Here is a 9,585-nt window from a genome sequence, read left to right as displayed (position 1 = left end):
TGGTCAGTGGTGCTCGGATTCGCTCGGATCGAAGTCGGCGCGATGCGCACGCGCCCAATCCGTGAACGCGCGAGAGGCATGTCCCGTGACGCGTTCTACGGTGTTGGTGACGGGCGCGGGGACACCGACGGCCGCGGCGGTGACGTCCAGCAGCGTTTCCAGGATCTCCTCGGGCATCCAGGACGGGCGTTGCGCCAATGCCTGCTCATGACTCAGCTCGTCGACCGGTATGGCCTTGCCGAGCGCTTTGCCGAGGAGGCCGACGATATCGCGCAACCGCAACGATTCCGGCCCGGTCAGCACCTGCATCCTGCCGCGATGCCGTTCCTCGGTGAGCAGTCGCACTGCGACTTCGGCGACGTCGTCGATATGGATGGGATTGACCTGCGCGTCGGGATAGGCGATGCCGACCCGGCCCGTGTTGCGGATCTGCTCGCCCCAGTCTCGACGGGCGTTGGTGGCCAGCCAACTGGGATACAAGACAGTGTGGGGCAGGCCCGAGTTTTCCAGTGACCGCTCCATCGCACGATGGGCAAGCCCGATGGGACGGTCGTACTCGCCTGATTCGTAGGCCGCGGGCGAGGACAACAAGACGACGTACTGAACGCCGGCCTCACGGGCGGAGGCAAGGAACTCGTCCGCGTTGCCGCGTACGGGATAGAGGAATACCGCGTCAACGTTGCTGAGTGCTTGCCCGACGTCGCGCGGACGAGTGATGTCCAGTTCGACGGCCTCGACGCCCGCCGGCACCCGCAACGCCGTGGTGTCCCGGGCCGTGCCGCGCACCGGATGTCCAGCATTGGCCAGCTTGGCGACGACGCAGCTGCCGATGTTGCCGCCGGCTCCGGTGACAAGGATGGTCATGTTTCTCCCTCAGACGAACAGACGTCGCTGCGGCTACCCGGGACCGAGCAAGCCGCGCGGTCGTGATCGGTACTATCGCCACGACGTAAGCTTTGCAAGCAAATTAGCTTTGTTGACAAAGGTATATACGGCTGAGGTGGCACATGTCAACCAAACACCGGAACCAGGGCGGCACGGGCCTGGACGTCGACGACGCGGTACGGGCGTTGCTGCTGCTCATGCCCCGCATGATCGGACGGGTCAAACGACTGCCGGTCCCCCCGGAACTCCAGTCACTGGCCTTGGGCCCAAGGCATCTGTCCCTGCTGTCCTACCTGCTGTTCGACGGGCCGATGACGGTGAACGAACTGGCCGCCCGCCTGGAGGTCGCGCCGACGACGGTCAGCCTGATGGTCAGCGAACTCAGTCGCAAGGACATCCTGGAGCGACGCGAGGACGACAACGACCGGCGCCGCCGGATCGTCAGCATCGCCGAGCCCAACCGGACCGCGATTCACGACTGGCTGGCGCGCGGCGCCACCGCGTGGCAGCGGGCACTCGAACCCCTGACGCCCGCCGAACGCCAGATGGTCATCGACACCCTGCACGCCTACCAGCAAGCGGTCGAAACTTCCGACGACGCCTCAGCCGGGGACAACGGCTGAGCGCAAGGTGAACCATGTCCCCAGCCCGGAACTCGTGCGCCTGAACCCGGAACTCGTGCGCCTGAACCGGGGACACGCCGGGAATCTGGCGTGTCCCCGGCTGGGGCGGGCGAGTTCCCGGATCAGGTAGGCGAGTTCCCGGTTCGCGACGGCTGGCACCTGGTTTCGGGTCAGTTGGCGGGCGAAAAGTTGGGTGCCTTGGCCGGGCATACCGCCAGGCCCGTCAGGCCCGCCGGCCGGGCCGCCGCCCGGGCGCAGCTGACCACCGCCCTGCTGCGGCTTGCCGGGTTCGGTGATGCTGAGGGCAGTCGCGGTGTCACCGGAGACCTTCGCGATCACGGTGGCCGTCGACCCGGTCGCCAGGTTTCCCGGCTTCTCCGTAGTCGAGTCCATTGTGTACGTCTGCGTGTAGTCGTCGGCGCTCTTCACCGTGATCGACGTGGCGCTCAGCGCGCTCACCGTGCCGGTCTGCAGGCGTTCGGTGACATAGCTTCCGTTCTCCGAAACCGTGAAGTCGCCGTGCAATGCATCAGGCATGATCGGAGACTCGCCCATCGGGCTGCCACCCATACGAACGGGACCACCGGGAGCGTTCTGCTGGCTGTTGCTCCACGACCTGCCCGCATAGATCGCGACCCCGCCGACGGCGATGATCGCGACGGCCACCGCCGCACCGACAGCGGTTTTCCTGCCGGACCACTTCGGCGGGGGTGGCTGCCGGTCCCCCCAGGCGGGCTGGGCCTGCGGCAACGCGGTGGTCGTCGGCTCGGTGCTCATCGGGTCCTCTCCTGATCCTTCACCAGGGCGTCTGGCGCCACTTACGCCGCCCAGGTTCGAGGAGTTCTCTGTGCGCGAGCTGTGTGCGAGGTGGGACCACGCTGTGCGATCGGTGGTTCTCAGCGAACGCACAGCAAGTACACAGCAGACACCTATCCGCGGCCTCGAACATGACCTTCGTGATCCCGACAAACGCCGGCTCCCCGCGCGCTAAGGCCGATCTGCGGCGTGCCGACGGCTCCCCGGTGCGGGTGCTCGTCGTCGACGACGAGCCGTCGCTGGCCGAACTCATGTCGCTCGCGCTGCGCATGGAGGGCTGGGAGATCCGCAGCGCGGGCAACAGCGTCGACGCGATCCGCTTCGCGCGCGAGTTCCGGCCGGACGCGGTCGTGCTGGACGTGATGCTGCCGGACATGTCCGGCCTCGAGGTGATCAGCAAGCTGCGGGCCGAATCGCCCACCCTGCCGGTGCTGTTCCTCACCGCGCGGGACGCGGTCGAGGACCGGATCGCCGGCCTCACCGCCGGTGGCGACGACTACGTGACCAAGCCGTTCAGCCTGGAGGAGGTCGTGCTCCGGATGCGGGCGTTGCTGCGCCGCTCGGCGGTGACATCGGCCCACGATCGCTCGGCGCTGGTCGTCGGCGATCTGACCATGGACGAGGACAGCCGTGAGGTGCACCGCGGCGGCGAGCCGATCTCGCTCACCGCGACCGAATTCGAGTTGCTCCGCTTTCTGATGCGCAACCCCAAGCGCGTGCTGTCCAAGGCGCAGATTCTGGACCGGGTGTGGAGTTACGACTTCGGCGGGCAGGCCAACATCGTGGAACTCTATGTTTCATACCTGCGGAAGAAAATAGACGCGGGTAGGAAACCGATGATTCACACGATGCGCGGCGCGGGGTATGTCCTCAAGCCGGCGACGTAACACATTGCCCACTCTTCCACGACGTTTCTTCCCCTCGTCGCTGCGTGGAAAGCTGACCACGCAGCTCATCCTGCTGGCCGCGGTGGTGTGCCTGGTCGTCGGCGTGGCCACCGAGGTCGCCCTGAGCGAATTCCTCCTGCACAAGGTCGACGACCAGCTTTCCGCGGCCAGCGAGCGCGGTCAGAACCCACCGCCGCGTGGTCCCGTCGAACTCCTGCCCGGAACCTCGCCGCCGCCCGACGCGCTGCGAGCGTTCGGACAGGGCGTCGGCACGCTGGCCATGCACATCACGCCCAACGGCACAACGACGGTGGGCGTGCTCGCGGTGAACTCCGGCGAGCCGCTGGGCCCCGGCCAGCCCCCGGTCCAGCCGATATCGCCGGCCCAGATCGCGGTGCTCGTCCAGGTCCCGAGGGACGGTCACAAGTACACCCGTGACCTCGGACCGGCACTGGGTGAGTACCGGGTGGTCGCGATCGAGAACCGGGACGGCGAGGTCGCCATCACCGGCCTGCCGCTGGCCGACGTGTCGAACACCTTGTGGCGGCTCGGCTTCGTGCTCGGCGGCGTCGCGCTGGCCGGGCTGACGCTCGCCGGGGCGGTCGGCGCGGTGACGGTCCGCCGCACGATGCAACCCCTGGAGCGGCTGGCCCGGACCGCGGCCCAGGTGTCCGAACTGCGGCTGGACAAGGGCGACGTGGCGCTTGGCGTCCAGGTCGCCGAGGCGGACACCGACGCCAGGACGGAGGTCGGCAAGCTCGGCTCCGCCTTCGGCCGGATGCTCGGGAACGTCGCCGCGGCGCTCGCGGCCCGGCAGGCGAGCGAGAGCCGGGTCCGCCAGTTCGTCGCGGACGCGAGCCACGAGTTGCGGACCCCGCTGGCCGCGATCCGTGGTTACGCCGAGTTGACCCGCCGCCGCCGGGATTCCGTGCCACCGGACATCGCGTTTGCGTTGGGCCGGGTCGAAGCCGAGTCGGCACGAATGACCACTTTGGTCGAAGATCTGTTGTTGCTCGCACGGCTGGACGCTGGCCGGCACCAGGTGTACGAACCGGTGGATCTCTCCCGGCTGGTCACCGACGCCGTCGCCGACGCTCACGTCTTCAGTCCGCACCACCGGTGGTTGCTCGACGTCCCCGCCGAGCCGATCACCGTGGTCGGTGACGCCGATCAGCTGCACCAGGTCGTGATCAACTTACTGAACAACGCCCGCATGCACACCCCGCCCAAAACCGTGGTCACCACCAAGCTGTCCGCCGAGCGGGGCCGAGTCACCTTGACGGTGCGCGACAACGGACCCGGGATCCCGCAAGACGCGTTGCCCGAGGTGTTCGAACGATTCGCCCGGGGCGACAGCTCACGTTCGCGGGCGGCCGGCAGCACCGGCCTCGGCCTGGCCATCGTGGCCGCCGTGGTGAGCGCGCACGGCGGCCAGGTGAGCGTGCGAAGCGAACCCGGTGAAACCGAGTTCACGGTGCGATTCCTTTTGTCTTCCCTGGCATGACCGGGAACCCCTTCACAGGCTCCGCACAGCCGAGCCACAAGGTGATCACAAGTGCGCACGCCACCGTAGTGGCATGACGACCTCCGCAGACGCGTCTCCCGCAGCGCCGCGGCCCCGCTCACCCGAACCCGAAGACGGCTCGACCCCCGTTCTCGACGTGGTCATCCCCGTCTACAACGAGGAGAAAGACCTCGCACCATGTGTCGACCGGCTGCATGCGTATCTACGTGACGCCGTCCCGTACCGGTACCGCATCACGATCGCGGACAACGCCAGCACCGACCGCACGCTGACCATCGCCCGGCGGCTGGCCGACGAGATCCCCGAGGTGGACGTCCACCATCTCGACCAGAAGGGCCGGGGCCGCGCACTGAACGCGGTGTGGTCCAGCTCGGACGCGCAGGTCCTGGTCTATCTGGACGTCGACCTGTCCACCGATCTCGCGGCGCTGCTTCCCCTGGTGGCGCCGTTGATTTCCGGGCATTCCGATTTGGCGATCGGGTCGCGGCTGGCCCGGGGCGCACGCGTGGTCCGCGGACGGAAGCGGGAGTTGATCTCCCGGTGCTACAACCTGATCCTGCGTGGCACGCTGGCGGCGAAATTCTCCGACGCGCAATGCGGGTTCAAGGCGATCCGCGCCGATGTGGCCAGGAAACTGCTGCCTCTGGTGGAGGACACCGGCTGGTTCTTCGACACGGAACTGCTCGTCCTGGCCCAGCGGGCCGGGCTACGCACGCACGAGGTCCCCGTGGACTGGGTCGACGACCCCGACTCCTCCGTCGACATCATCGCCACCGCCACCGCCGACCTGAAGGGCGTGGCCCGCATGCTCCGGGCATTCGCCAAGGGAACCCTGCCGCTGCGCGAAATCCCGGCGCAACTGGGGCGGAAGCCGGCCGGCGTGTCCACCCCGGGGGTACCGCCGAAACTGGCCACACAACTGGTGCGGTTCACCGTGATCGGCGTGGGCAGCACGCTCGCCTATCTGGTGCTGTTTTCCTTGCTGCGCACGGGAATGGGCGCCCAGCTGGCCAATGCCCTCGCCCTGGGCGGGACCGCAATCGCCAACACGGCCGCCAACCGCCGGTTCACCTTCGGGATCCGCGGCGCGCAGGGTGCGGGGCGGCACCAGTTCGAGGGCCTGATCGTGGTCGGTCTCGGGCTCGCCCTCACCAGCGGCTCGTTGGCCTTGCTGCACTCGACCACCGGGGCGGGCCGGCTCACCGAACTGGTGGTCCTGGTCCTGGCGAACCTGGCCGCCACGTTGTTGCGGTTCCTGCTCTTCCGCAACTGGGTCTTCCGCAAGAGCCGATAAACGCGGGACACCGGCTGTGTCGTTCAAAGACGCGCGATCGACGAACGCGGACTTGTGAATGACCCTCTCGCAAGAAAAAGGAGAAATTCGTATGACGACTGCGTCCGTGCTGCCCCAGGCCGGATCGGGGGCAGGCCCTGTCGCAGCCACCGGCGCGGCGGACAAGCCACGGTGGGTCCGGCCCGCCGTGGCGGTACTGCTGCTGGCGACCGCCGGGCTCTACTTCTGGAACCTCAGCGCGTCCGGCTACGCCAACGACTTCTACGCCATGGCCGTGCAGGCCGGCACCAAGAACTGGGAAGCCCTGTTCTTCGGCTCGCTCGACCCGGGCAACGTCATCACCGTCGACAAGCCGCCGGCCGCGATCTGGCTGATGGCGGTCTTCGGCCGGATCTTCGGCTTCTCCAGTTGGAGCATGCTCGCCCCGAACGCGCTGTGCGGGGTCGGCTCGGTCGGCCTGGTCTATCTGACGGTCCGGCGTACCAATGGCCCGGCCGCGGGGCTGCTGGCCGGTGCCGTGCTCGCGCTGACCCCGGTCGCGGCGCTGATGTTCAAGTTCAACAACCCGGACGCGCTGCTGGTGTTCCTGCTGACCCTTGGCGCGTATGGCACGGTGCGCGCGCTCGACCGGGCCGGCCTGCGATGGCTGGTACTCGCCGGCGTCGCGATCGGTTTCGGCTTCATCACGAAGATGCTGCAGGCGTTCCTGGTGCTTCCGGCCTTCGCGCTGGTGTACCTGTGGGCCGCGCCGACCGGGCTGGGAAAGCGTCTGCTGCACCTGCTCGCCGCCGCGGCCACGGTCGCCGTGTCGGCGGGCTGGTACATCGCGGTCGTCGCGCTCTGGCCCGCGTCGAGCAGGCCGTACATCGGCGGCTCGACCGACAACAGCGCGCTCGACCTCGCCCTCGGCTACAACGGGCTGGGCCGGATCTTCGGCGACGAAGGCAATCCCGGCGGCGGCGGTCTGGTCGGTACTGGTCCCACTCCCGATGCCCCCGGCAAAGTCGTGCTGGGTTTCGGTGGCGACCCCGGCATCACCCGGATGTTCAGCGAGACGTTCGGCCAGGAGATCTCCTGGTTGCTGCCCACCGCGCTGATCGCGCTCGTCGCCGGGCTGTGGTTCACCCGGTTCTTCCCGCGTACCGACCGCACCCGCGCCGCGCTGCTGCTGTGGGGCGGCTGGACGGTCGTCACCGGACTGGTGTTCAGCTACATGAGCGGCATCATCCACAACTATTACACGGTGGCACTCGCCCCGGGGATCGCCGGACTGATCGGGATCGGCACGGTGCAGTTGTGGCGGGGCCACCACAACTTCTCCGCCCGCGTCACCCTCGCCTTGATGTCCGCGACGACCGGGGTCTGGACCTTCCTCCTGCTCGACCGGGATTCGTCGTGGCAACCCTGGCTGAGGTACCTGATCCTGCTGTTGACCGCCCTGGTGGTCGGCGGCCTGCTGTGCGGGCTCGACCGGATCAGGCAGGCCGGCCTCGTCCTGGCGATCGCCGGCGTGCTCGCCGGAATGCTCGGAACGTCGGCGTATGCCGTGGCAACCGCCGGCGTCGGACACACCAGCGCGGCCGCGGCCTCCGGCCCGGAAAGTGGCGGCCCGGACGTTCCCGCCGGCGGCGTTCTCATGGGTCCCGGCGGCATTGCGCAGGGCGGCGGCCCGGGCGGTCCCGGCGACATTGTCGTGGGCGGCGGCCCGGGCGGCGAACTCGGCTCGAACAGCGAACTCATCGCGCTGCTCAAGGCGACCACGACCAGGTGGGCGGCGGCCGCCGACGGTTCGAATTCGGCCGCGGGCCTGGCGCTGAACTCGGACAAGTGGGTGATCGCGATCGGCGGCTTCGGTGGTGATCCGGCGCCGACACTGGCCCAGTTCAAGCAGTACGTGGCCCAAGGTGAGGTCGCCTACTACGTGTCCGGCGGCATGAGCGGTATCGGCCTCAGCGCTGGATCCGGCCACGACGGCCCGGAGTCGATCTCCTCGTGGGTGCAGTCCAACTTCGTCCCGATGATGGTCGGCAACGCCACCGTCTACGACCTCACAAAGCCGCTTTCGGGTTCCTGACGGCGGGCCTGGGCCGGGACGGCCGGGGATCAGTGGGCAAGATCGCCATGGTGATGCAGTGATACCACCGGCCGTCCCAGTACAGGGCCTCTCGGTGCAGGCCTTCGCGAACGAACCCGCATTTCTCGTAGACGCGCTGGGCGCGGGGATTGAAGTCGTAGACCTCGAGATGGACGCGGTGCAGGCCGGCGACGTCGAAGGCGTAGTCCACGGCCAAACGGGTCGCTTCGGTGCCGTAGCCGCGTCCGAAGACGTGCGGGCCGACAAGGGAGATTCGGAAGCTCACGGAAGCGTTGTGCTCGTCGAGCTCACTCAGGACCACCTCGCCGAGAACCATGTTGTCCTCCGGACGCACGATCGCCCAGTCGGCCCGGTCGTGATGATCCTGCCGGGTGGCGAGCCATCGGCGGATCTCGTCCTCGGTGAACTGCCGGTGAGTGCCGGTCAGACGCATGCTTTCCGGTTCGCCAAACATCGGCCAGATGCCTTCGAAATGCCGGCTGCCCAAGGGTTCCAGCCTGATGCGGGCACCGGTCAGAATCGGTTGGTCCCGGAAGACGTCGGAGCTGATCACCGGCCAAGCCAAGCAACACGCCCGCGAGAGGGCCACTCAATTTCCCCATGGCTCTGGTTGCTCGCCCGAGCCGGGCAGGCCCTGCAACGCTCGGGATCTCACGTTCACGGCCGCTGGGTCGTTTGCCCGGTGTGATCGGAAGAATCCCTGCCCGGACGGCGTCGCCGCTGCCCCGCCACCCATTGCCGCCCGTGTCGTCCGGGGGTGCAACCCCCAGACCCCGCCTGGGGGCAAGCCCCCCGACCCCCTCCCGAGGACCAACTGCCTGCACCGAGCCGGAAATCGACATGGTCCTGCGACTGCTCGGCGGCTTGCGAGCGGACAGCGTCGTGATCGGCAGCGCGACCGATGACGTATCGCTGAGCAACGCGGCACGGATCGCCGAAGCCTGGACCGAGCGCGGTGGCCAGGTCCTGGACACGGTCACCTGGCCGGAGTCCGCGGCATCCTGGCTTCGGCAGGCCCGCCGGTTCACCGGTCCGGCACCCGACGCCTGGATCGTCACCGGCACCCCGCCGGGGTGGATCGGCATGGGCCGGCGCCTGGTCCGCGACACGAACTGGTCCGGCAGGCGCACGGTCGCCACGGCCGCCCTCGCCGATCCGGCGCTCATCAGCGCAGGTGGGGTCGACACCTTCGACGGGCTTCGTGGCGCCCACGCGAACGGAACAGCCTGGGAAATCACGCGAACCATCCTCATCGACCACGAAGGGCCCGAAGCCACCGGCCGACAGCCGAGCCCGCGGCGTTGAAGGCCATGTTTGCAAACGACGCGCGATCTACCGATCGACATTGCCACGGCGGCCTCACCGGCCGGGAGGCCGTCGAACTCAGATAGCGCTTTCAACGCACCGCCTGAAGTCGCACGAATCTGTGCAATGTCAACGTCTGTGCGTGTTCGTAGCCC

The 9,585-nt window shown here is 68.2% G+C and carries 9 protein-coding genes; 6 read left to right on the top strand and 3 right to left on the bottom strand.

The features are described from left to right. Positions 1-3 precede the first annotated feature (3 nt). Positions 4-864, bottom strand: coding sequence for an SDR family oxidoreductase (locus A3CU_RS0130475; RefSeq protein WP_027945458.1), 861 nt, complete (start codon positions 862-864; stop codon positions 4-6). Between the two features lie 143 nt (positions 865-1,007). Between A3CU_RS0130475 and A3CU_RS0130470 the strand changes: the two genes are divergently transcribed. Then, positions 1,008-1,508 carry a MarR family winged helix-turn-helix transcriptional regulator gene (locus A3CU_RS0130470; RefSeq protein ID WP_027945457.1) on the top strand — a complete coding sequence of 167 codons (501 nt, stop codon included), beginning with the start codon at positions 1,008-1,010 and terminating at the stop codon, positions 1,506-1,508. Here the strand turns inward: A3CU_RS0130470 and A3CU_RS47485 are convergent. Then, positions 1,488-2,285 (bottom strand): hypothetical protein, encoded by a 798-nt coding sequence (locus tag A3CU_RS47485; protein ID WP_063628924.1) that lies wholly within the window; start codon positions 2,283-2,285, stop codon positions 1,488-1,490. The two genes, A3CU_RS0130470 and A3CU_RS47485, sit on opposite strands and share 21 nt — an antisense overlap. 179 nt (positions 2,286-2,464) lie before the next feature. Between A3CU_RS47485 and A3CU_RS0130460 the strand changes: the two genes are divergently transcribed. The 4 genes from A3CU_RS0130460 to A3CU_RS0130445 all read left to right on the top strand — a co-directional run bounded on the left by A3CU_RS0130460 (position 2,465) and on the right by A3CU_RS0130445 (position 8,104). Beyond that, positions 2,465-3,211 carry a response regulator transcription factor gene (locus A3CU_RS0130460; protein ID WP_156960637.1) on the top strand — a complete coding sequence of 249 codons (747 nt, stop codon included), beginning with the start codon at positions 2,465-2,467 and terminating at the stop codon, positions 3,209-3,211. Continuing rightward, complete coding sequence (locus tag A3CU_RS0130455; RefSeq protein WP_052372439.1) at positions 3,189-4,715, top strand: sensor histidine kinase; 1,527 nt, start codon at positions 3,189-3,191, stop codon at positions 4,713-4,715. Before A3CU_RS0130460 ends, A3CU_RS0130455 begins: the two co-directional genes overlap by 23 nt. Before the next feature lie 73 nt (positions 4,716-4,788). Further along, positions 4,789-6,030 (top strand): bifunctional glycosyltransferase family 2/GtrA family protein, encoded by a 1,242-nt coding sequence (locus A3CU_RS0130450; RefSeq protein ID WP_027945454.1) that lies wholly within the window; start codon positions 4,789-4,791, stop codon positions 6,028-6,030. A gap of 91 nt (positions 6,031-6,121) precedes the next feature. Beyond that, a complete protein-coding gene (locus A3CU_RS0130445; RefSeq protein ID WP_084143985.1) occupies positions 6,122-8,104 on the top strand; it encodes an ArnT family glycosyltransferase in 1,983 nt (660 codons plus the stop codon). Here the strand turns inward: A3CU_RS0130445 and A3CU_RS47480 are convergent. Further along, positions 8,079-8,678, bottom strand: coding sequence for a GNAT family N-acetyltransferase (locus A3CU_RS47480; RefSeq protein WP_052372443.1), 600 nt, complete (start codon positions 8,676-8,678; stop codon positions 8,079-8,081). The two genes, A3CU_RS0130445 and A3CU_RS47480, sit on opposite strands and share 26 nt — an antisense overlap. 287 nt (positions 8,679-8,965) lie before the next feature. Between A3CU_RS47480 and A3CU_RS47475 the strand changes: the two genes are divergently transcribed. Beyond that, positions 8,966-9,430 carry a type 1 periplasmic-binding domain-containing protein gene (locus tag A3CU_RS47475; protein WP_245617420.1) on the top strand — a complete coding sequence of 155 codons (465 nt, stop codon included), beginning with the start codon at positions 8,966-8,968 and terminating at the stop codon, positions 9,428-9,430. Positions 9,431-9,585 lie beyond the last annotated feature (155 nt).

Origin of the sequence: Amycolatopsis taiwanensis DSM 45107 (assembly GCF_000519205.1) — a bacterium.
Lineage (GTDB): Bacteria > Actinomycetota > Actinomycetes > Mycobacteriales > Pseudonocardiaceae > Amycolatopsis_E > Amycolatopsis_E taiwanensis.
Note: the sequence above shows the minus strand (reverse complement) of the source record. Positions and strands in the feature narration are given on the sequence as shown.

Coding starts and splice junctions, on each gene's coding strand:
- A3CU_RS0130475 (WP_027945458.1), bottom strand. CDS start 864: ATGACCATCCTTGTCACCGGAGCCGGCGGCAACATCGGCAGCTGCGTC.
- A3CU_RS0130470 (WP_027945457.1), top strand. CDS start 1,008: ATGTCAACCAAACACCGGAACCAGGGCGGCACGGGCCTGGACGTCGAC.
- A3CU_RS47485 (WP_063628924.1), bottom strand. CDS start 2,285: ATGAGCACCGAGCCGACGACCACCGCGTTGCCGCAGGCCCAGCCCGCC.
- A3CU_RS0130455 (WP_052372439.1), top strand. CDS start 3,189: ATGTCCTCAAGCCGGCGACGTAACACATTGCCCACTCTTCCACGACGT.
- A3CU_RS0130450 (WP_027945454.1), top strand. CDS start 4,789: ATGACGACCTCCGCAGACGCGTCTCCCGCAGCGCCGCGGCCCCGCTCA.
- A3CU_RS0130445 (WP_084143985.1), top strand. CDS start 6,122: ATGACGACTGCGTCCGTGCTGCCCCAGGCCGGATCGGGGGCAGGCCCT.
- A3CU_RS47475 (WP_245617420.1), top strand. CDS start 8,966: ATGGTCCTGCGACTGCTCGGCGGCTTGCGAGCGGACAGCGTCGTGATC.